Origin of the sequence: Planococcus chinensis, assembly GCF_042681545.1 — a bacterium.
Classification (GTDB): Bacteria; Bacillota; Bacilli; order Bacillales_A; family Planococcaceae; genus Planococcus; species Planococcus chinensis.
Window position 1 is genome coordinate 133,472 of record NZ_JBHUFW010000008.1, and the last position, 21,779, is coordinate 155,250.

Annotated in this window: 18 protein-coding genes and 2 riboswitches; of the genes, 10 read left to right on the top strand and 8 right to left on the bottom strand. The window is 50.9% G+C overall.

Translation table 11 applies throughout. From position 1 onward, the window contains the following. The first annotated feature begins 34 nt into the window (after positions 1-34). Entirely contained in the window at positions 35-1,111 is a 1,077-nt protein-coding gene (locus ACFSDB_RS11625) for a branched-chain amino acid aminotransferase (protein ID WP_204893251.1), read from the top strand. A gap of 133 nt (positions 1,112-1,244) precedes the next feature. Here the strand turns inward: ACFSDB_RS11625 and ACFSDB_RS11630 are convergent, their stop codons facing one another. Further along, positions 1,245-4,757 carry an Ig-like domain-containing protein gene (locus ACFSDB_RS11630; RefSeq protein WP_204893252.1) on the bottom strand — a complete coding sequence of 1,171 codons (3,513 nt, stop codon included), beginning with the start codon at positions 4,755-4,757 and terminating at the stop codon, positions 1,245-1,247. Between the two features lie 882 nt (positions 4,758-5,639). On the opposite strand from ACFSDB_RS11630, the gene ACFSDB_RS11635 reads away from it, so the two are divergent. The 7 genes from ACFSDB_RS11635 to ACFSDB_RS11665 all read left to right on the top strand — a co-directional run bounded on the left by ACFSDB_RS11635 (position 5,640) and on the right by ACFSDB_RS11665 (position 13,619). Then, a complete protein-coding gene (locus ACFSDB_RS11635) occupies positions 5,640-6,527 on the top strand; it encodes a proline iminopeptidase-family hydrolase (RefSeq protein WP_204893253.1) in 888 nt (295 codons plus the stop codon). Positions 6,528-6,923: 396 nt separating this feature from the next. Beyond that, on the top strand, positions 6,924-8,126 hold the full coding sequence (locus tag ACFSDB_RS11640; protein ID WP_204893254.1) for a Bcr/CflA family efflux MFS transporter: 1,203 nt from the start codon (positions 6,924-6,926) through the stop codon (positions 8,124-8,126). Positions 8,127-8,270: 144 nt separating this feature from the next. Beyond that, entirely contained in the window at positions 8,271-9,668 is a 1,398-nt protein-coding gene (locus ACFSDB_RS11645) for an alkaline phosphatase (protein WP_204893255.1), read from the top strand. A gap of 12 nt (positions 9,669-9,680) precedes the next feature. After that, positions 9,681-10,322, top strand: a complete 642-nt coding sequence (locus ACFSDB_RS11650; RefSeq protein WP_204893256.1) for a DUF4352 domain-containing protein — start codon at positions 9,681-9,683, stop codon at positions 10,320-10,322. A 324-nt stretch (positions 10,323-10,646) separates the two neighbouring features. Next, positions 10,647-12,080: a carbon starvation CstA family protein gene (locus tag ACFSDB_RS11655; RefSeq protein WP_204893257.1), complete on the top strand. Its 1,434-nt coding sequence runs from the start codon at positions 10,647-10,649 to the stop codon at positions 12,078-12,080. Between the two features lie 182 nt (positions 12,081-12,262). Further along, the gene (locus ACFSDB_RS11660) at positions 12,263-12,613 is read left to right on the top strand and encodes a PadR family transcriptional regulator (RefSeq protein ID WP_204893258.1); all 351 of its coding nucleotides are present in this window, start codon (positions 12,263-12,265) and stop codon (positions 12,611-12,613) included. Beyond that, entirely contained in the window at positions 12,600-13,619 is a 1,020-nt protein-coding gene (locus ACFSDB_RS11665; RefSeq protein WP_204893259.1) for an HAAS signaling domain-containing protein, read from the top strand. Before ACFSDB_RS11660 ends, ACFSDB_RS11665 begins: the two co-directional genes overlap by 14 nt. Positions 13,620-13,709: 90 nt before the next feature. On the opposite strand, the gene ACFSDB_RS11670 is transcribed toward ACFSDB_RS11665, so the two are convergent. Then, positions 13,710-14,090 (bottom strand): VOC family protein, encoded by a 381-nt coding sequence (locus tag ACFSDB_RS11670; RefSeq protein WP_204893260.1) that lies wholly within the window; start codon positions 14,088-14,090, stop codon positions 13,710-13,712. Between the two features lie 284 nt (positions 14,091-14,374). Here ACFSDB_RS11670 and proB point away from each other — a divergent pair, with 284 nt between their 5' ends. Then, complete coding sequence (gene proB / locus ACFSDB_RS11675; protein ID WP_204893261.1) at positions 14,375-15,496, top strand: glutamate 5-kinase; 1,122 nt, start codon at positions 14,375-14,377, stop codon at positions 15,494-15,496. Between the two features lie 3 nt (positions 15,497-15,499). After that, positions 15,500-16,768, top strand: a complete 1,269-nt coding sequence (locus ACFSDB_RS11680) for a glutamate-5-semialdehyde dehydrogenase (protein WP_204893262.1) — start codon at positions 15,500-15,502, stop codon at positions 16,766-16,768. 40 nt (positions 16,769-16,808) lie between these two features. On the opposite strand, the gene ACFSDB_RS11685 is transcribed toward ACFSDB_RS11680, so the two are convergent. From ACFSDB_RS11685 to mtnW, 6 genes are all read right to left on the bottom strand, one after another. Further along, positions 16,809-17,216, bottom strand: a complete 408-nt coding sequence (locus ACFSDB_RS11685) for a DUF4395 domain-containing protein (RefSeq protein ID WP_204893263.1) — start codon at positions 17,214-17,216, stop codon at positions 16,809-16,811. A 562-nt stretch (positions 17,217-17,778) separates the two neighbouring features. Further along, positions 17,779-17,958 carry a hypothetical protein gene (locus tag ACFSDB_RS11690; RefSeq protein WP_204893264.1) on the bottom strand — a complete coding sequence of 60 codons (180 nt, stop codon included), beginning with the start codon at positions 17,956-17,958 and terminating at the stop codon, positions 17,779-17,781. 115 nt (positions 17,959-18,073) lie between these two features. Then, positions 18,074-18,610: a 1,2-dihydroxy-3-keto-5-methylthiopentene dioxygenase gene (locus ACFSDB_RS11695; RefSeq protein ID WP_204893265.1), complete on the bottom strand. Its 537-nt coding sequence runs from the start codon at positions 18,608-18,610 to the stop codon at positions 18,074-18,076. Positions 18,611-18,626: 16 nt separating this feature from the next. After that, positions 18,627-19,244, bottom strand: coding sequence for a methylthioribulose 1-phosphate dehydratase (locus ACFSDB_RS11700; protein ID WP_204893266.1), 618 nt, complete (start codon positions 19,242-19,244; stop codon positions 18,627-18,629). After that, the gene (locus ACFSDB_RS11705; RefSeq protein WP_204893267.1) at positions 19,241-19,906 is read right to left on the bottom strand and encodes a 2-hydroxy-3-keto-5-methylthiopentenyl-1-phosphate phosphatase; all 666 of its coding nucleotides are present in this window, start codon (positions 19,904-19,906) and stop codon (positions 19,241-19,243) included. The genes ACFSDB_RS11700 and ACFSDB_RS11705 overlap by 4 nt, the downstream gene beginning before the upstream one ends. Positions 19,907-19,911: 5 nt before the next feature. Beyond that, positions 19,912-21,126, bottom strand: a complete 1,215-nt coding sequence (gene mtnW, locus ACFSDB_RS11710) for a 2,3-diketo-5-methylthiopentyl-1-phosphate enolase (RefSeq protein WP_204893268.1) — start codon at positions 21,124-21,126, stop codon at positions 19,912-19,914. Positions 21,127-21,270: 144 nt separating this feature from the next. Beyond that, positions 21,271-21,377: riboswitch (SAM riboswitch) on the bottom strand. Between the two features lie 167 nt (positions 21,378-21,544). Beyond that, a riboswitch (SAM riboswitch) is annotated at positions 21,545-21,699 on the top strand. Positions 21,700-21,779: the final 80 nt, after the last annotated feature.

Sequence of the window (21,779 nt, forward strand, 5' to 3'; positions counted from 1 at the left end):
ATCCCATCTACGATTTCGAAAGGAGTGCCTGACATTGGTAAGTACATACGAACTTGAAATTGTTAACAGCACGAATAAGAAAGAGAAGCCGTCACAGGATCAGGTGCCCTTTGGGACCATTTTTACTGACCACATGTTCACGATGGAATATGAGGAAGGAACAGGCTGGCACGAACCGAAAATCACGCCGTACGCGCCGATTACGCTGGACCCGGCGGCCATGATCTTCCATTACGGACAGACGGTTTTCGAAGGCATGAAAGCCTACCGGACCGAGGACGGCAGAATCTTGCTGTTCCGTCCGGAGAAGAACTTCGAGCGCCTCAACTTGTCGAGCGAGCGTCTCAGCATTCCGCCGGTCGATGAAGCGAAAATGCTCGACTACCTGACAAAACTGATTGAGCTGGAGAAAGACTGGGTTCCTTCCACGCAAGGGACATCGTTGTATATCCGGCCATTCATTATCTCTACTGAAGCGAATCTGGCAGTAGGGCCATCAAAAACCTATAAACTCATGATCATCCTGTCTCCAGTTGGCTCTTATTTCCCGGGCGGTTTGAAACCGGTCGTGATCCATGTCGAAGACCAGTTCACCAGAGCCGTAAAAGGCGGCACGGGAATGGCGAAGACTGCCGGGAACTATTCATCCGGCTACCAGGCGCAGGCCCAAGCAAAACAAGCAGGGAATGCAGATGTCTTATGGCTCGATGGCGTCGAGAAGAAGTACATCGAAGAAGTCGGCAGCATGAACATCTTCTTCAAGATCAACGGCGAAGTGGTGACGCCGGCACTCAACGGCAGCATCCTGAAAGGCATCACACGCACCTCGATCATCGAATTACTGAATTCGTGGGGCGTGCCGGTGACGGAACGGAAAGTTTCGATCAATGAAATCTATCAGGCCTTCGCAGACGGCCAGCTCGAGGAAGTATTCGGCACGGGCACGGCTGCCGTTATCTCCCCAGTCGGCGAACTGAACTGGCAGGGCCGGAAAATGGTCGTCAACAACCACGAAATCGGCGAGTTGTCGCAGAAATTATACGATACGATCACCGGCATCCAGACAGGCAAAGTGGAAGATACGCTTGGCTGGACGGTTGAAGTGAAATAAATAAAGTCGAAAAAGCATCCACCCTGAATTGGGCTGGATGCTTTTTTGTTAGGCCGTTTTTTATGAAGGCAGTATGACAGGCGACGAGCCTGGATAAAAAAACCAGCACCGCCGGAGCGGTGCTGGTTGGCTGTTATTTCTTGATGCTGAAGGTCTGTGATTCGTTGCGGGTCGTCATGCCGTCAAGCGTGATGTTGATTACGGCTTTATACTGGCCGACTTCCAAATCTTTTGTGCCGAGGTTGAAGATGTATTGATTGTCAGTCAGGTCATAGCGGAACAGATTGCCGGTTGTCGCATTCGAAGTGGAAGTCACTTGGATTTCTTCTCCAGCTTCGTTGTTCGACAGTTTGACCAGGTGGATGGTCGCTGTTGCGTCTTTGACGAACAAGCTGCCGTCTGCAATCTGGAACTTAACTGGAACCGTTCTGTTTTTCTGGAATGCGCTCTTGCCGTCTGCTTTGACCGGCTCAAGGACGCCGCTAAAGCCGTATACGTAATAGGACATGGCATACGTGCTCACATTGCCCGCTTTATCGGTTACAGAGACTGTCACCAATTGTTTTCCGGTTTTTGACGTATCCAATAGCGTTGTTTCCGTTTGGAGGCCTTTGTCAAAATTATCGGCAGCAACTGGAGTTACTGATACTGTCTGGCCTTTCAGGAAGCGCTGGCCATCGAACAGTCCTTGCAAGCCGCTGATGACTGGAGCGATATTGTCGACCACATAAGTGATCGAAGCTTCGGTTTGGTTGCCCGCAGCATCCACTGCCGAAACGGTCAGCGTATGCTCGCCTTCAGCTGTCGCCAGTTCATCCGCTTTTACTTCTCCTAAATGAGCATCCGTTGCTGTGTAGTAAGTTCCGCCAGCCAAAGCTTCAGCGAGCGATTTGCTTGTGTAATGGGCACCATTTTTCAAAATGAAATCGATCGCCGGTTCGGTGTTGTCCACTGTGTACGTGATTGCTGCTGTTGCCGTGTTGCCGGCTCGATCGGTTGCTGTCACGTTCAATGTATAGCTGCCATCCGCGTTCGTCACCAAAGTATCTTCTTCTACTTTAACGCCGCCATTCTCGTCTGCAGCGTTATAATACTGGCCAATCGCTTCGAGTGAAGCTGCGTTATAGACGCCGCCGTTTTTCAATTCAAATGAAATGCTTGGTGCTGTGTTGTCGACCGTATACGAAACGGTTTTGGAAGAAGTATTTCCTGCTTTGTCGGTTGCCGTAATAATGTATTCATGTGTTCCTTCTTCAGTTTCGAAATCGCTCGCACTGTCAGAAGCCGGGTTGGCGTCAACGATTGCATAAGGCTTTTCAGTCAGTGACGTCAGATAAGCCGCGTTATAGAACCCGCCGTCTGCCAGTTTTTCGCCGTTCAGTTCGATGACAGGAGCCGTATTGTCGACGTGGTATTCGACGGAAACGGTTGTTTCGTTGCCCGCTTTATCGACTGCCGTCACAGTTGCCGTATGCGTGCCGTCCGTTGAAGCAAGAGGGGAAGCAATCGTACCGGCTAAGTGGGCATCTTCTGCTGTCCAATATTGCCCCAGCTCCTCAAGTGCCGCAAGGTTATAGTATTTGCCTGCTTCAAGAGACAAGGAAACTTCAGGCTTTGTGTCATCGATCGTGTAGCTGGCTGTTGCTTCGTTTGTGTTTTTCGCCAAATCGGCAGCGCTGACAGTCAGGCTGTTTTTGCCTTCTGCTAAGCTGACATCATTAGCGGAAACCGATTCTTCGTCCAGGTTTTCGTCTGTTACTGAATAATATGGATCAAAAGTTTTGAAGGCAGCGGAAGTATAGAAGCCGTCGTTTTCAAATTTGAAATCAATGCTTGGCAGTGTATTGTCCACTGTATAGCGGATTGTTTTTTCGGTTTTATTGCCAGCTTTGTCTGTCGCAGAAATTACGGCAGCGTGCTTGCCTTCAGTGAAATTCAGTTCGCTTGCAGAGACGCCCTCTTCATCAAGATTAGTATCTGAAACGCTGTAATAAGTTTGGAGTGCCCGCAGAGCGTCCGCGTTATAGTAGCCGCCGTCCACTAAAGTGGAGGTGATGGCCGGTGCTGTGTTGTCTAGCGTATACGTGACAGCAGCTTGGCCAGTGTTTCCTGCAGCGTCAGTGGCTGTAACTGTTGCGGTATGGGTTGCTTCATCCGTCGTATTCCAGCCGATTACGTTGGATTTATAAGAATTGGTTTCATCCACAGTGAACGCCGGTTGTTCCGGCAAGTTAGCGGAATTGTAGTATCCGCCATCAGCCGGTGCAGAAATCGCGACTTTCGGAGCTGTATCGTCAACCGTATACGAAACAGTTGCAGTCGTGCTGTTGCCGGCTGCATCCATAGCCGTCACCTTCAACGTGTGCAGGCCTTCGGCAGCGGCAGATTCATCAGCGGAAACGATGCTGACCACGCCGTTCTTGTCTGTCGCGTTAAACAGAGTTGCTGGAAGATTGGCTGTTTGGTAGAATCCGCCGTTTTTCAGATTGAATGAAATTTCAGGTGCAGAATCATCCACGGTGTAAGTGACGGTTTCAACGGAAGTGTTTCCAGCTTTATCCGTCGCGGTTACCGAGAAGGTGTGCGTGCCTTCTTCGAACTTCAACGGGCTTGCCGTGACTTTCTCAGCATCCAAATTGGCATCGTCAACTGTATAGAAGTCAGCAAGGCCTTCAAGGTATGCGGAAGTATAGAACCCGCCGTTGGCCAGTTTTTTAGCATCGATCGCGATTGCCGGTCCAGCGGTATCGACTACATAATTCACCGTCTTCACCGTTTCGTTGCCAGCCAGATCCATCGCAGTCACAGTCGCCTGGTGCTTGCCGTCTTCTGTGCCGAAGCCATCAGCCCCTGTGCTGAAAAGATTAGTGTCCGATACGGAATAAAATTCTCCAACAGAGCTCAGTGCGCGCTGGTTGTAAAATTTGCCTTCTTCCAGGTGGATGGACACATTTGGTTTTGTGTCATCGATTGTATAAGAAGCTTGAGCGCTTCCCACGTTGCCAGCAAGGTCTGTCGCTTCAACTGCCAGCGACTGGCTGCCTTCTGTAAGGACCGGCGCAGCAGCTTTGGTTTTCGTGCTGTCTAAATTATCATCAAAAATTGTATAAAGCGGTTTGATCGCTTCAAAAGCGGAAGATGTGTAATAGCCGCCGTCTGTGAAGTTGAATACAATCGAAGGGACTTCATTGTCTACAAAATAAGTGATCGTTTTTTCCGCTTGGTTGCCCGCTTTATCTTCTGCGGTGATAGAAACCGTATGCTCGCCAGCAGAAGTTTCCAGCGGATCTGCCTGAGAACCTTCCAGGTTTAAGTCGGTGACTTCAAAATAAATTTCTTTCAGTGCTTCGAGAGTCTCGGTATTGTAGACGCCGCCATCCGCCACTTGGGAAGTGATGAGCGGATCTGTGTCATCTACTGTGTACGTGGCTGAAGCGGTGCCTTTGTTCAGATAAGCATCTGTAGAAGAAACCGTCAGCGTGTGGGTGCCTTCTTCTTTGCTCCAGCCTGTGGAGCTGGTTGTTGTGGTGCTATCGTCTACTACAGTAAACGCCGGTTCTGCTGGAAGCTGGCTTGATTGATAGAAGCCGCCATCGATCGGGTTGGTAATTGAGACAGTTGGGGCAGTGGTGTCAGTTGAAAGCACTTCGATTATTAAATTGTCTAGATTCTCGTTGAAAAGTGGCTCTGTTTTTCCATTTCCATTTGTAACTTCGTTGGTAATTGATACTGTGAGAGGAATATTGAAGTTTTGGGAATTAGCTTCTTTAGCATCAACTTTTATCTGTAAAGGAGTATTCTGAAGTGAATTCCCGTTAAATTTAATTGTTGCAGGCTTTCCTGAAGTATAACTACTTCCTTTCAGAAGATACTCTGTATCGATTGTTAAAGTCCCTTTGAGATTCGAACTGTTGCCTGCATATGATAGGTTAATGTTAAATGTCTTAATCTCGTCTTGCTTAAGTACAACTTTTCCTTCGCTTGTAGCAATTAATTCTGGTTTTATCACCAATTCAACTGCCAACGTCGAACTCGTCGAAACAACCCCCGATAACAATAAAGCCGATACCACAGCAAACCCCTTTGATGCTTTTTTCTTCATTCTCTTTCTCCTCCTTCAGGCTGGTGTTCTTTTTTTTTCAAAACTATAAAAGCTGGCTGATTGGCTCCGACCACCCAGTGAGTCCGGTTGCGCTTGGACAAAATGAATCCGGCAAAGGACTTATGACTAAAACTGAACAAAAATAATCAAAAAATCAATTGTGACTGATAAATTATGCCTAGTAATCGGATTATAGCACCTCTTTATTACAAAATATATACAATTTTTAGAAAACTTGAAGAAAAAATTAAAGAACTCTAAAATGTGCTCATTCGCCAATAAATTCAGCTGGAAAATCTTAAAGAGACAAGCTTCCGATCTTTTATTCTGATGGACCGAAAAAATCGTCGATAAAGGCTTTAAAGGGAAAAGAGGGCCGATGAAGAATTTAGTAATAGAGACAACATCTGAGGAGGGTATGACGGAATGGAGCATGTGACTGAAGGGTTTATTCCTGTTGAAGGAGGCAATGTATGGTTCCGCATTACAGGAGCCGGGCCGGGGATTCCGCTGCTGGTGCTGCACGGAGGTCCAGGCGGCATGAGTTCTGAGATCGATCCGCTGCGGAATTTGGGCAGCGAGCGGCCGGTCATCCAATACGATCAGCTCGGGTGCGGAAAATCAGGCCGCCCGACGGATACGGATTTATGGACGGTGGAGCGTTATGTAGAGGAGCTGGAGCACGTAATCGAAGCGCTGGAGCTTAAAGAGTTCCATCTGCTGGGGCATTCGTGGGGATCGATGCTCGCCGCTTCGTACCTCCTGCATAAACAGCCAAAAGGCGTCCGGAGCGTCATCTTTTCGAGTCCTGCGCTCAGTGCGCCGATGTGGGAAGAGGACCAGCGGAATTACTTAAAAGCGTTTCCGGAAGACATCCAGGAAATTGTTGCGCGCAACGAATGGGCGCAGACGACGGATACGGAAGAGTATCAAGAGGCGATGATGGCCTATTACAAGCGCCATATGTGCCGGATCGATCCGTGGCCGGAAGAGATGAAAAAGGAATTGGATGAGATGAACCTCCAGATCTACCATTACATGTGGGGAGCTTCCGAGTTCACGGTGACGGGCATACTGAAGGATTTCGACGTCACGGCCCGGCTCGTTGAACTCGACTTGCCGGCACTCTTCACCTGTGGGCGCTTTGATGAAGCGACGCCGGAGACCACTGAATATTATGCTAGCCTCGTGGCGGATTCGGAATTCCGGCTATTTGAAAACTGCTCCCACATGCCGGGGATCGAAGCGCCGGAAACCTATCCGGCAGCAATACGCGAGTTTATCAACGGACAGGAATTCAAGCCGGGTGCGTGAATGGAATAGACAAAAGCGAAAGCCTTCATTTTATATGGAGGCTTTTTTGTTTGGGGAAGAGAACGTTCGGGTGCTTGAAACCAATAAGCAACGGGTGTTGCTGAACGCTCATACCACCAGGTCGAACGCTCATTACCGCGCGCTCAACGCTCATAAGTCCCAGGTGAACGCTCATAATACCGGGCTCAACGCTCATAACCTCGCAGCGAACGCTCATAAACTTCAAAGAAATAAACCCAACCTGAATCGAAGCGTCCTCGGGAGAAAAACGCTTTAGCCGAGCAAAATGAGAGGGAAATAATGCCTTTTGTGATAATCTAGTAAACAGCTGTTTTGAACGTATACATAATAGCGAAAATAAATAGAGGTGTTCTCGGAAAGAAAGGCTGTTGCATTATGGAAAATCTTACAGGTGCGAAACGCGCACGTTTCGTCATCCTTTTAGGGGCGCTCACATCGCTCATCCCGTTCACGATCGATATGTATTTGCCGGCGTTCCCGGTACTGGCAGGCATATTCGATACGACGGCTTCTTCGGTCCAGTTAAGCTTGACGGCTTGTCTCTTGGGGCTTGCGCTCGGCCAGCTCTTTGCCGGCGCGCTCAGCGATATGCACGGCAGACGGAAGCCGCTGATCATTTCGTTGGTCATTTACGTCATCGCTTCGGCGGCCTGCATTTTCGCGCCGAATATCTATATCTTCATCGCGCTGCGCTTCGCGCAAGGGTTTGCCGCTTCTGCAGGACTCGTTATTTCCCGGGCAATAGTGCGGGACGTCAGCAGCGGGGCAGAGCTGACGCGGCTGTTCGCATTGCTGATGGTAGTGAACAACCTGGTGCCGCTTCTTGCGCCATCTGTCGGAAGCGGCGTGCTGCTGTTCGCCGACTGGAAAGGCATCTTCATGGCGCTGTCGCTGCTCGGGATCACCTTGCTGCTGATCACTGTATTTCGTCTGCCGGAGAGCCTACCTGCCGAAAAGCGCATCCCGAGCCAATTGGGTTCGACGTTCGGCAGTTTTGCCTCGATCTTACGGGACAAGCAGTTTACGGGCTATGCGCTGGCACAGGGCTTTCTGATCGGCGGCGTTTTCGCCTATGTCGCAGGGACACCGTTCATCTACCAGAACATCTACGGCGTTTCGCCTCAAGTGTTCAGTTTGCTGTTCGGCATGAACGGCATCGGCCTGATCATCGGAAGCTACGCGGTCGGGCGGTTTGCGCATAAGGTGTCTGAAAAACGCTTTTTGGAAGGTGCGCTTTATGCGGCGGTGTTGTCGGGCGCGGTGCTGCTCGCTGTGGTCGTTTTGCACGGACCGCTATGGGCCGTCGTCATTCCGATCTTCTTTTTCGTCTCGGCAATCGGCGTGGTCGGGACAGCTTCGTTCACACTGGCAATGGAACGCCAAAGCCATGTGGCCGGCAGCGCGTCCGCCTTGCTTGGCCTTTTGCCTTTCATCCTCGGAGCCTTGACGGCGCCGCTTGTCGGCATCGCCGGGGAAGAAACGGCCGTTCCCATGGGCCTGACCATCTTCACGATGTGCCTGATTGCGCTGCTCGCGTATTTATTCCTGGTGAAAAAAGCTGTAAAACCTGCTGTTTAATGGAATAAACGATTTCCGGACCGCCTGCTCCTTGCAGGCGGTTTTTATTTTAATATAATTTACAATTTCCAAACATTGCTGTGATTTTCCATTAACAACTGCCCCGTATACTGGCGTAGGAAATAAAAAATTGGAGGCGGAAAAATGATCAGCAAACCATTCACGAAAAAAGTTCTTCCATTCGTCATTGCATCGGCCGTAGCACTTACAGGAATCGCATCGTCTGTGCCGAGTGCAGAAGCGCATGCACCTGGCAAAAGCCAAGGGAAAGCGCACCAGCAAGGAAAAGTGAAAAACGTCATTTTCCTGATCGGGGACGGCATGGGAACTTCTTATACATCGGCTTACCGCTATATGCAAGATAATGCCGGGACAAAACTGGCCGAAGGCACGGCTTTCGATTCATACCTTGTCGGACAGCAGATGACTTATCCGGAAGATCCGCATCAAAACGTCACGGATTCAGCTTCTGCAGCAACTGCCATGTCCGCGGGCATCAAAACGTACAATAACGCAATCGCTGTCGACAACGACGAAAGCGAAGTGAAGACGGTGCTTGAAGCAGCCAAGGAAAAAGGCAAAGCGACCGGCCTTGTTGCCACTTCCGAAATCACCCATGCGACACCGGCTTCATTCGGGGCGCATGACATCGCGCGCAAAAACATGAATGCCATTGCTGATGATTATTACGATGAATTGATTAACGGCCAGCATAAAGTGGACGTATTGCTGGGCGGAGGCACAAACTTGTTTGAGCGCAAAGACCGTAACCTAACGGAAGAGTTCAAGGAAGATGGCTACAGCTATGTAACAGACCGCAAATCCCTTCTTGAAAACGACGATGAGCAAGTGCTGGGTCTGTTCGCGCCGGCCGGCTTGCCGAAAATGATCGACCGCGAAGACACGGTTCCGTCTCTCGAAGACATGACCTCTTCGGCGATTGATCGCCTGAACAAAGACAAAGACGGATTTTTCCTGATGATCGAAGGAAGCCAGGTGGACTGGGCCGGGCATGACAACGACATCGTAGGCGCCATGAGCGAAATGGAAGATTTCGAGAAGGCATTTGCGGCGGCGATCGAATTCGCCAAGAAAGACAAAAACACCCTAGTGGTTGCAACGGCTGACCATTCAACCGGCGGCTTCTCGATTGGAGCAGACGGCATCTACAACTGGTTCGGCGAGCCGATCAAAGCAGCGAAACGTACGCCTGACTTCATGGCCCAGGAAATCATCAATGGTGCTGATGTCGAGGCGACACTAGCTGAATTCATTGACCTTGAATTGACGGATGCGGAAATCGGTGCAGTGAAAAAAGCGGCTGAGACGGATAATCTGACAAAGATCGACAACGCTATCGAAGAAATCTTCAATGAGCGCACACACACCGGCTGGACGACAGGCGGACATACCGGCGAGGACGTGCCGGTCTATGCATTCGGACCTTCGAGCGGAGAGTTTGCAGGCCAAATGGAGAATACCGACCATGCGAAAATCATTTTCGATCTATTGAAAGCCAAAGTGGAAATCAACGATAAATAAGGGAGCGGAGTTATGAAAAAGCAGAGCATGTACATCTTCCTGGCTTCGGCATTGCTGCTTGCGGGATGTTCCGGCAAGGAAACAACTTCATCTGCCGTTTCCGCCGGCAGCCTGAGCGAACCTCCGGCTTATTACGAAGGATACGCCGAGAGCCCTCAGGTGACAGGGGATCAGGCGTTATTGGCGGAAGGCGACACGGTGCGTGACGACAAAGGTGAACTGGCACTCGAAGGAGTCAATCTGGAAGGGGAGACGCTGACCATCGGCGAGATCGAATTGACGGTGCGGGAAGCGAAAAACCTTCGGTACAAACCTTCTTACGGGTTGATCGACTTTTTCCACTCTTACACACATGACACGGAATTCAATTTGGTGAAGCTGTTCGTGGAAATCAAGAACATAGGCGATGAACCGCTCCGGTTTGCGCCGGTCGCTCTCCTGGAGACGAGCGCAGGGGAGACCAAACTGTGGGAAGATGATGTTTACTTGGAGGAACTGAACGGCGAGATTACGCCGGGTGAAACGAAAAAAGGAAATCTAGGCTTTATCGTTGAAAAAACCGGCATTGAATCGGTCCTCATTACGACGAGCGATTTGTTCAACGAAGACGGAGAAGTCATTGTACCCGCTCAGCAGATCAATATGGATTTTTAGGCAGCACTTCAGCGCCGGCTCTCTTCAGGAGAGCCGGCGTTTTTCATTTGAAAGAACATGCAAAATACTATTCAAATTAAAGGCCAACTTCTGATATAAATTATCTTGAATTAAAAATAAATATATTAATATATTTTAATTTACAATAATTTTTCTTTTCTTGTAGGTACATTTTCCTTTTCGCAGTTGAATTTTGAGCCAGTGACAGGGTAGATTTAATTAAATATGTAAGAAAACATAGTTTTTTCAAAATATTATATTTTTAATCATTTAATTAGTGTTATTATTCTAATAACGCAGAACAGTACATAGGAGGCGTAACGGATGATCACTTTTTTTGGAGCACTTTTATTTTTGATTCTGGGATATGCATTTTATTCGAAATTCATTGAAAGAGTATTTGGGGTGGACGACAATACACCGACGCCTGCTTATACGAAAAGGGACAATCTTGATTTTATGCCGATGAGCTGGTGGAAAGGGAACTTGATCCAGCTATTGAACATCGCCGGGCTCGGACCGATCTATGGCGCGGTAGCCGGTGCTTTGTACGGGCCGGTCGCATTTGTCTGGATCGTGGTCGGTTCTATCTTTGCTGGAGCTGTGCATGATTATTTCTCCGGCATGATGTCGATGCGCCACGGCGGGGCTCAATTCCCGACGCTTGTCGGCCGTTATCTTGGCAAGCACATGAAACTGTTCATCAACGGCTTGTCGCTTGTGCTGATGCTGCTGGTGGCGGCGGCGTTCACGGCCGGTCCGGCACAGCTGATTTCCCAAATCTCACCGATCAGCTTTACGGTGGCGCTGGGGCTGATTTTCTTCTACTTCATCCTGGCGACCATCCTGCCGATCAACCGCGTCATCGGCCGCATCTATCCACTGCTGGGCGGCATCTTATTGTTTATGGCAATCGCCGTAGCGGTTGCGCTTGTATTCTCCGGCAAACCGATGCCGAACTTAACGTTCTCGAACTTGCATCCCGGCGAGCTTCCGATTTGGCCGCTGTTGATGGTCACCATCTCCTGTGGAGCGATTTCCGGTTTCCACTGCACGCAAAGCCCGATTGTTGCCTGCACTATGAAAAAAGAAACCGACGGCCGCAAGATCTTTTACGGGGCGATGATCATCGAAGGCGTAATCGCATTGATCTGGGCCGCTGCGGGCATGACGTTCTTCAGCGGCACCGAAGGCTTGGCAGCAGCGCTTGCTGCGGGCGGACCTTCAGGCGTCGTCAACGAAATCTCCATCTCGCTTCTTGGCACATTGGGCGGAATCCTGGCTATTTTTGGCGTAATCATCCTGCCAATCACCACAGGCGATACAGCACTGCGCTCATCCCGAATGATTGTAACGGATATCCTGTCCAACTTCATGGATATGAAAGGCAAATGGAAAATCCTTTTGGTGACAATTCCATTGGGCATCCCGACATTCTACATGGCAACCATCGACTATACATTCCTTTGGAGATATGTCGGTTGGACCAATCAGGTCGTAGCGACCGTCATGCTGTGGACGGCAACGGTCTATCTGCTGAGAAACTTCAAATTCCACTGGATCGCCGGAATTCCGGCAAGCTTCATGACCGGCGTGGTTTCCTCCTATATCTTCTACGCGCCGGAAGGGCTGAACATGGACTACCAGCTGTCGATGATCATCGGTTCGTGCATTACACTGGCTGTCCTGCTGTGGTATGCCGCACAAATCATCAAGTACCGAGGCTTGAAGGCAAGCGATTCCGAATACGCAGCATAATGAACGGGCTTGGATCTTATCCAAGCCTCTTTTTTTATGCCTTTATTCCATATTTCGCGTTGACGGAATATACAAACAAAAGATTATTTAATTATCAGATTTCTATTGTTGGAGAAAATCAAAAGGTGTATGATAAAGGCAAAGATAGTGTACGACACATAGTATAAAAAGGGGATGGCGAAATGGACGATCCGCTCTTCAGCAGCTTATCGACGGAACTGCGCAGAGGCACGCTCACGCTTGCTGTTTTGAGCCAGCTGCGGCACCCGCAATACGGCTACTCACTCGTGCAATTGCTGGAAAGCCATGGCATTTCCATCGAGCAGAGCACACTTTATCCGCTGCTGCGCCGACTGGAAAAACAAGGGCTGGTCACAAGCAGCTGGGAAACACCGGAAAGCAGGGCACGGAAATACTATGTACTGAGCGAACACGGAAAATGGACATTCGGACAACTGAAAAAGGAATGGGAGAAAACGTCCGAAGGGCTCCGCACTTTAATGGAAGGAGAGGTTGGCAATGAACCTGATTGACCTCTATATCGGCGAAGTGACCCGCAGGCTTCCCGAAAAGAACAGGGCGGACATTGCTTTGGAGCTGCATTCTGCAATCGAAGACATGCTGCCGGAGGATCCTTCGGAAGAGGAGATCAAAACGGCTCTGGCAGAAATGGGGGACCCGGCCGTCCTGGCCAGCGGCTATAACGACCGCCCCATGCACCTGATCGGCCCGCGCTATTTCGAAATGTACCTCAGCCTCTTGAAGCTGATTGTGCCGATTGCTGTGATGGTGACGCTCATCGTGCTGGTCATTACGACAATCTTCTCAAATGCGGGAGATGCAACAGTGGGGGATGCAGCAGCTTCGCTGGTCGGAGATGTTATCTCAGCCGCCATCGCCACAGCGGTCCAGGTCTTTGCCTGGCTGACGCTGGTCTTTGCCGTGATTGAGCGCTTTGACCGGTCGGCATCGCAAAAACCGCTGACAGGCGCCAGCAAAGAATGGACGCCGGACGACTTGAAGGAGGTCGCCCATATCCCGAAAGAAAAAATGATTTCCAAGTACGAAATCATAGGTGCATTGATCTGGACCGCGATCTGGTCAGCGGGCTACTTCTATGCGGACCGTTTGGTCGGCATTTACCTGGACAGAGGGGATGGCCTTGAACTCACCGCGCCGGCGTTCAACCAGGAAGTACTGTTGTCGTATTGGCCGCTGGTCGTCCTGGCAATCATCCTGCAAATCGTGCTGGCCGCCTACAAATGGCGGGCAGGTCAGTGGACCCAAAGGGTGGCAGTGCTCAACGCCGTAGTCCAAGCCGTCTATGTCGGCACGGTCATCCTGATTTTCACGAATCCGAACCTGATCAACCAGGGCTTCTTAGATGAAATGGCTGCAGTCTTCGGCGGCACTTCCGGCTTGAACTGGATTATCGGAAGCATCCTGCTGATTGCTGTCATCGCTGCCGTTTCCGATTCCTACCAAGGCTTCAGAAGAGCGCGCATCCCTTCGGAAAATAGGGTAGAGAGAGCGGTTTGAGAAGCCGCTGTTTTACCGGTTCCCAATAAAACCACAATAAAAGGCATGATTCGGCGGAATTCCGGATTCATGCCTTTAACTTCGCTTTTCTTAAGAAGCCTCGATCTCACTCATCAATGCGTGGGTATTGCCTTGGGTATCGGTGAAAAACGCCATCCACGTCTCAATCTGCCCCATCTTGGCCACTCGATGCGGTTCATCGATAAACTGCACCCCTTTATGCTTCAATTCCGCAAATGCCTCGTGAATCGCTGCAACCTGAAAATACAGGATGGAGCTCGAATGGGCAAACTCCTCTTTTTCCGGCAAGCTCAATAGCAACCGGATTCCTCCGCAATCGAAAAATGCCAGTGTGCCGGTGTTGAAAAGGAGCGGCAGCTCCAATACGTTTTCATAAAATTCCACCGCCTGTTCCAGGTCTTTCACCGGAACCGCTACTTGTCCGATTTTTTGAATCATCCCTGCTTCCATCTTCATTCCTCCCCGAATATGAAACTGCTGGCTGCACTTCGTTTGCCCGCTTTGCCAAACAACCCTGCATAAATAAAAATATACCATGTTGTTCCATGTGATTGCATTGTACAGGAAAAATGAAAATCGCCAGCAGGTAAAAATGAATATTTATTCTATTTTTAGATTAAATTAAAGGAATTTATGAGTTTTTATTGATTAAAAATTCTAAATGATGCATAATAATTCTATTATTTATTTTCTCTATGTGCCTCGGGCAATAAAAGGACAGGTGGTGGCCAGTAGTGAAGAAGAAAAGGATTGTCGTAAAAATTGGCAGCAGTTCATTGACCAATACAAACGGCGGGCTTTGCATCGAAAAACTCCAGGAACACGTGGAAGCCCTGGCGCATTTGAAAGAAGAGGGACATGAAGTGGTCCTCGTTTCTTCCGGAGCGGTCGCGGCTGGATTCAGCGACCTGGGCTACTCGGCCCGTCCGGTAAGCATTGTCGGAAAACAGGCGGCAGCGGCGATCGGGCAGGGGCAATTGCTGCATGCCTATGCCCAGGAATTCAAGAATCATGGCATCGTGTCCGCGCAATTGCTGCTGACGCGCCAGAACCTCCTAGAGAAAGACCTCTACCAGAACGCCGGAGCGGCGCTCGGGGAACTGCTGAAACGCGGCGCTCTGCCGATCATCAATGAAAATGATTCCGTGTCGGTCGAAGGCCTGACGTTCGGGGACAACGACATGCTGTCGGCGCTTGTCTGCGGGCTCGCGCATGCACAGATGCTCATCATCCTTACCGATATCAACGGCATCTACGATAAAAACCCCCGTGCCCACTCAGACGCTTCGCGTATCGATTTTCTGCCAGGGATCTCTGACAAGATGGTCGAAGAAACTTCGAGCGAAGGTTCGATTGTCGGCACAGGGGGCATGAAGTCGAAAGTGGAAGCTGCCCAGACTGCGCTCGCGCTCGGGACCCCTGTCTTTATCGGGACCGGAGCAGGGAAAGACAAGCTTACGCGCATTGTGGCAGGAAAAGGGGACGGAACTTACATCGGCGACGACCCTCAGGCCACAGTAAAGAATTCCAAGCAATGGCTTGCCCTGCATTCGGTTCCGCACGGGAAGATCGGCGTGGATGACGGGGCGGCGCTCGCCATCTCGCAGCATGGCAAGAGCCTGCTTCCGGTCGGCATCACGGAAATCAGCGGGCGGTTCACAGCAGCGGACGTTGTGGAAGTTGTAAACCCGGCCGGCGAAGTGATCGGGCGCGGCCAGGTGAACTTCTCGTCTGATGAACTCCACGAAATCAAAGGCTTGTGCAGCAATGAGGCCCGGGTCATCACCAAAACCGGGAAGCGCCAAGTGGTCATCCACCGCAATCAATGGTTCAGCCATACAGGAAAGGGGAGATGAACGATGAGTGAACTTCTTGAAACCGTCCAAACAAGCGACTTGATTACAAAAGCGCAAGGAGCCAAAGCGGCAGCCGGAGTGATGGCACAGATGTCGACCGCCCAGAAAGACGGTGCGCTGAAAAGGATTTCAGAACAGCTTTTAAAAGAACAGGATTTTATTTTGGAGGAAAACAGGAAAGACATCGAAGCGGGCAAGCAGGCGGGCATGAACGAGTCGCTGGTGGACCGCCTGAAACTCGATGAATCGCGCCTCGGCGATATGGCGTCCGCACTTCTTCAACTGACCGAATTGCAGGATCCAATCGGCGAGAAACTCGAGGAGTGGGAGCGGCCGAATGGCTTGAAGATGGAGAAGATCCGTGTGCCGCTTGGGGTCATCGGCATGATCTATGAAGCGCGTCCGAACGTTACCGTCGATGCGTCCAGCCTGTGCCTGAAAACTGGCAATGCGGTGGTGCTTCGCGGCAGCTCGACCGCCATCCATTCGAATAAAGCCCTTGTGCAAGTGATCCACAACGCCTTGGAAGGGAGCGGGCTGCCGAAAGAAGCGGTGCAATTGGTTGAAGACACGAGCCGGGAGACGGCGGCGCAAATGTTCAAGCTAAACGATTATTTGGACGTGCTGATCCCCAGGGGCGGCGCAAAGCTGATCCAGACGGTCGTAGCTAATGCCACAGTGCCTGTCCTTGAAACCGGCGCCGGCAATTGCCACGTCTTTATCGACGAATCGGCGGACCCGGCCATGGCCATACGCATCGCCTTAAATGCCAAAGTGCAGCGGCCGTCGGTGTGCAATTCCTGCGAAACGGTCCTTGTCCACGCAGCGTGGGCCGAACAGCATTTGGACGAGCTCGTCCTTGCGCTCCAGGAAAACGGTGTGCAGATCCACGGCGATAAAACCGTACAGCAGTGGAACGGTGTCGTTCCGGCAACTGAAGAGGATTGGGGGACCGAATACCTGGCCCTTGAAGCCGCGGTCAAAGTCGTGGGTTCTGTAGAAGAGGCGATCGACCACATCAATTCCTACGGAACCCAGCATTCCGAAGCGATTGTTTCGGAAGATGCCGACAGCATCGGGAAGTTCTTCAACCGAGTTGATGCAGCTGCGGTGTACCATAACGCTTCGACCCGCTTCACAGACGGCTTTGAATTCGGGTTCGGCGCCGAAATCGGCATCAGCACCCAGAAGCTCCATGCACGCGGACCGATGGGGCTGCCGGCACTCACTTCGACTAAATACCTGGTCCATGGAACAGGGCAGACCAAATAGAAGAAAGGCCGGAAGCGAGGGCTTCCGGCCTTTTGTCGATTTAAGCGTTAGCTTTTTGGTGTTTCCACATCATGTAGCGGTAACGGATCGTGCAGCCGATGCAATAGCCCATCAGCGCCACGCCGGATGCAATCAAGACCATGAGGCTGAACGCATAGCCTGCTGCGGTGATGCCTAGCGCAAAGAACAGCAGCGACAAGCCGAGGCAGATGGTAGCAATCCACTGATTGAAGAGCTGTTGGTCGCGGTCTTCCTGGATATACTGATTCGCCGGTTTTTTCAAAAATCGTTTATTGAACTGGATGACGGGATTTTTTTTGGTGATCAATGTATAAGCGCCGACTAGGAACGGCAAAAGCAAAATCGCTTTATGGAAAACAAGGGCAAGGATGACGGAAAGGACAATAAAGGCTTGATTGGATTGCACAAGCGGTTTTGGAATAGACATACAGCAACCTCCTTTGATTATTCATTATTATACCAAGTTGTTTAGTTGGTTTAAAGGAAGTTGCTTGAACTTTAATGTTTCTTTTTATCTGTATACGGTGAATTAATGAAAGATGGCTGATATGCCGCTTCGGCGCTTTGGGCATGGCTTTCGCCATGAGCCGGGAAGGACACCCGTCTCATAGCGAAAAACCTTCTGCTCCTGCATCGCTGCGCTAGCTTCGTCGCAAATAAAATGGCCCAAACTACCTTTGGCCCATTTTATTGCCTAGCCCGTGGACGCGCCGGCGCTGGTGCAGTTTATTGAACGCGGATGATTTTACCTATTTAGCAATACTGTCAGAGATATGGAGCAAAACAGCGGAGACACCCGCGGGAAAGCGAGACAGCCGAGACCCCGCAAGCCGCTACGCGGCTGAGGAGGCTTGGCGCTCGCCCGCAGGCAAGCGCAGCTGTTTTGCGGAATATCGGGAATGAAAAAAACCTACTTCACCGTATCCTGATACGCTGCATGCAAAAAAGCCGGTGCCTTTATTGAAAAGAGGCACCGGCTTTTTAGGTGATTACTTGTCTGTGTCTTTTTTGCCTTTCGGCTTGAGCGCGGATGAAGCACTGAGGGAAATTGCCAGCGCTACACCGATGATGAAAAACGCGAGATTTTTCTGGACGATGCCGAGAACCAGGAAGGGCAGTCCAATGGCGATGCCGGTCCCGAAGTTCAAGCTGGCCGCTTTTTCTTTCAAATTCCTCACATCCCCTCAAATTCTATGTCCTTAAGATACGGATGGGCACCCGGAAAGTTCCGGAAAGGAGGCAAACAAAAAAGAACCGGCACAAGGGCCGGTCCAGTTCGTTGACTTAAGATTGCACGCCTTCTTCTTCCTGGTAGACCGGCACCCATCCTTCAGTTGTGACAAAGATGCGCACGGCGACCACTTTGCGGTCATCTGCCAATGTGAAATAATGCGTGATGTTTTCAGGCACAGAGATCAAGTCCCCTGGAGACAGGTGGACTTCGAAAAAGCGCTCGTCTTTGCCTTGGATGATGAAGACACCGTGTCCGCTGACGATATAGCGCACTTCGTCGTCCGTGTGGATGTGCTTGCGCTGGAAGTTTTTCAGCAGCTCGTCGAGTTTCGGGTTGGAATCCGACAGGGAAATGATATCCGCTGCCTGGTAGCCGCGGCGCTCGGAAATGTCGTCGATTTCGGCTTTGAACGCTGCAAGGATTTCTTCCTTCTCTTCGTCGCTCAAGTCGAATTTTTCCCGGAGGTGCTCCGGCAATTTGTTGATGTCCCAGTGCTCATAGACGACTTCCTGCTGCTCCAGGAATGCTGCTACTTCGTTTTGCGCTTCGATTGTTTCATTCGTGCCTTGGATTTTGATGATTGCCATAATGGATCTTCCTCTCTTATTGTGAATGGATTTGGTATAACGCCATTTGGTACTGGAATAAAAACTCGCTGGCTTCAAGCAGTTTCTTCGCTTCAAAGCCGTCCTTGCCCCAGACGGTGATGCCGTGGTTGCGGATCAGCACCGCGCCGCTGTCGGCTTGGATATGCTTTTGGAACTCTTCCGCAAGGTCAGGGATATGCGCATGGTTCGGGATGATCGGGATTGTCAGGACCGCATCTTCATCCCACAGGCCGAATGCCTTGATGAGCTCGAGGCCTTTGAAATCGATCTTGCCCTGATCGCCGTAGATTTCTGAAATGACGTTATTGGCGACGGTATGGATGTGCAGGCTGCAGCCGGCGTTGGTCTTGGAATAGACCTCGCAATGCAGCAGTGTTTCCGCCGAAGGCTTTAAAGGCGTGTCGTCCACCGCTTTGCCGGATGCATCTACCAGCAGGAAATCTTCCGAGGTCCGTTTGCGTTTGTCTTTGCCGCTCGCGGTCACCAGGAATTCGAGCGGCGCGTCCTGGACCTTGATCGCCAAGTTGCCGCTCGTTCCCATGAACCAGTCGCGCAATGCGAGTTCGTCTTTGATGTCTGCAAGTTCCTGCCATCTTGCCTGAAGGGCCGTCATGATTTCACCCCCAGCCGTGCATCGATGATCGACATGACGTCGCGGAAGTTCTCGAACGGTTCATACGGAAGGCCCAGCTCTTCGCATTTCTCGATAAGGAAGTCGCGTGCAATGACAAGGTCTGCCCTTTTCGCCGCTTCGAGGTCGGTAATGGAATCGCCGATGACGATGCTGTCCGCGCCGTTTTCCAACAGGTTCCGGATGATCGATGGCTTGCAGCATCCGCAGCCTTGGCTCGTGCATTCGCCGTCGCATCCATGCGGGAAAGAAATCCGTATCGTGTCGCCGGAAAAATCCGCTTCGTTGCAATAAACGCCGGCAAACGGGCCAAACGGTTCGAGCAGCGGATGGACGAAAAAGTCGATGCCGCCGCTGACGATGTAGAGCGGAATGTCCTGTTCCTTGGCATAAGCCACAAATTCAGCAAAGCCTTCGCGGATTTCCGCCTGTTCAAGCACGTAGTCGACGACTTCGTCTTTCTTGGCCGAAGGCAGAAGCGAAAACATTTTCGCCACGCCTTCGCGGATTGATATATTCTGTGCCAGAATGTCGTCCTTAATTGGACTCCATCCCGGCGGATCGAAATGTTTCATGATAGCGATGATGTTGTCGTTGTTGGTGATCGTGCCATCAAAATCGCAAAAGATGACCGGTTTGTCCATTGCCGTTACCCCCATATGTCCAGTGCTGTTTTCAATTCTTGATGCTGTTCAGAAGCTTCAGCCAGCGTTTTTCCACTGAGTACGGCGTCGACCGCTTGGCGGAATGCCTTGCCGCCGCCAGCCGCGCCGTCGGGATGGCCATGTACGCCGCCTCCGGCATTGATGATGCTGTCGATGCCGAAATCGTTGATCAACAGCGGCACGAGGCCGGGATGGATGCCGGCTGATGGAACCGGGAAGCTGCGTTTCAGCGGGCTTTCCTCCACCAAGGCATGGCCGAGTGTCAGTGCCTGTGCTTTTTCAAGTGCAACACTTCCGTAAGGGGAAGGGAACAGCGAGAAGTCGGCTCCGGCGATGCGCGTCAGCTTCCCGAGCGCAAGCGCCGTCGACAGCCCGTAGAACGGGGAAGACGTAAAAGCGCCACTGAATGCCGGATGCGCCATGAGCGGCAAGCTGATTTCTTCATCTTCCGCCAGTTCCTGCAGCACATCAAGTCCGTACGCATGGACATTGAACAAAAGGGCGTCCGCGCCGAGTTCGCGCGCTTTTTTCGCTTTGTCACGCAAGCCAGAAGTGCGGCCCGATAAGTTCACCGCGTAAAGCGTGCGGTGGCCGGTTTCTTCAAAGACGGCTTCGAGCGCGCTCTTGCCGGTGGTGATGCGCTGATCGAACGGCGTCAGCGGATTGTCGAAGAGGATTTCGTCGTCTTTCACCAAATCCACGCCGCCAAGCGCCTGTTCGCGGAGCTGTGCGGCCATGAAATCCAGGTCGCGGCCGATGACACCTTTGAATATGCTCATGACGAGCGGCCGGTCCATGACGCCCAGCTTGCTGCGGAGACCGTCGATGCCAAAGCGCGGACCCGGAAAATGGCTCAGCAGCTCTTCGCTGAAATCGAGGTCCAGGAGCTTCACTTCGCCGTCGAGCGACAATTTGCCGAATACTGTCGTCAGGATCGCCGGCAGGTCCGCTGAGAAGTTGGCGCTCGGATAAGCGATCTTCACTTCGGCTTTTATGGTGTCGGGCTTCAGCGGATGCGGAGCATCCCCGAATTCCTCCACCGATACGACTTGGCCTTTATGGTGCTTTAATTGTTCCTGTTCCAGCAAAGGCAGGTCCGTCCACGAGCCAATTGTCAGGCCGAGGGCGATGCCTTCCGCCTTTTTTTCAAATGAACCGGGTTTGCCGTAAAGCTGGTACGTTGCCGTCAATATGCTCACTATATGCACACTCCATTTTTAGTAAAGATTAGGTATCATGATTCTGAAGAAGAATGAGCGGAAAGCGTCCGCATGAAGCGATTTCTTCAAGATACAAAATAAAAAAACCTCTTCAAACAAGAAGAGGTTAAGGGCGTTAACAACTTCTTATTTCTCAGCTGCGAAATCGCGCTGCAAGAATTAGCACCGTGTCCACTGGACCGGTTGCCGGGTATCATAGGGCTTGTCCCTCCACCTGCTCTGAATAAGAAAGTATTCAATTGGTTTTTGAAAGAGTAAATTAATTTTGATTATTCCATGCCGAAAACTATCTGTCAATCGTTATCCGTGAAAATTTTTTTGCAAAAAAAATTATTGACACTCAATTCTGAACCATGATAGGATTCATTTCAAACAGCATACAGTTTTACAACAAACACTCTTATCAAGAGCAGGCAGAGGGATATTGGCCCTATGACGCCCAGCAACCGACCGTAATACCTTCGTGAGAAGGGGCGCTTTTGCGCCGGGATGAACATCCCGCAAGGCACGGTGCTAATTCCATCAGAAACCGCGGTTTCTGAAAGATAAGAGGTGCGGAATCTCTTATTCTACGCCTCTTTCTTTGGAAAGGGGCTTTTTTATTGCCCAAAAACAGCTTCTCAAACCCAACC